This window comes from Luteitalea sp. (assembly GCA_009377605.1).
GTDB lineage: Bacteria > Acidobacteriota > Vicinamibacteria > Vicinamibacterales > Vicinamibacteraceae > WHTT01.
The window spans coordinates 1-686 of record WHTT01000262.1 but is presented as its reverse complement, the minus strand read 5'-3'; the positions used below and the strand labels follow the sequence as shown (position 1 = coordinate 686).

Here is a 686-nt window from a genome sequence, read left to right as displayed (position 1 = left end):
GTCATCCGCCACCGCGGGTCGGTCGTGCTGATTCCGCAGCCGTCCGCGGACTGCGTCACGCTCGTGTATCAGTACCGTTACGCGATCGACCAATGGGTTTGGGAGCTTCCCGCGGGCAGCCTCGAACCGGGCGAGGAGCCGGAGGACGCCGCGCGCCGGGAGTGTCATGAAGAGGTCGGCCTTGTGCCGGACCACGTCGAGCGACTTGCCATCTTCTACCCGACACCCGGTTACTCCGACGAGGTGATGCTCTTCTATCGTCTAACAGGTCTCCAGAGGCGACGAAGCCGGCGGAACCTGACGAAGAGGAAGCGCTCGAACCGCGCACATTCACGCTCGCCGAGCTGAGCGGGATGCTCGCACGCGGGGAGATCGTCGATATGAAGACGGCTCTGGGGGTTCGGTTGGTTGCGGGGCGCGACGAAGGAGGTGACACGGTGAGGGGTGACAAGGTGACAAGGTGACGGTGGTTACTTGGACGATTGAGGTGAAGGTCAAATGGAGTGACACCTCGCAGCGTCAGCTTTCACCACGAAGGCACGAAGATCACGAAGATCATTTTGTAATCTTTGTGATCTTCGTGTCTTCGTGGTTTCAAACGACGGTGGAAGCAGCACCCGTACTCGATGCCCACCCCCGTCATCGAAATAGTCACCGTCACCTTGTCACCCGCTCACCGTGTCACC

At 60.6% G+C, this 686-nt stretch carries 1 protein-coding gene; it reads left to right on the top strand.

Annotated elements, in window-relative coordinates; translation table 11 throughout:
• Positions 1-348, top strand: a 348-nt coding sequence (locus GEV06_28845) for an NUDIX domain-containing protein (protein MPZ21850.1), incomplete at its 5' end; no start/stop codon positions are given.
• Positions 349-686: the final 338 nt, after the last annotated feature.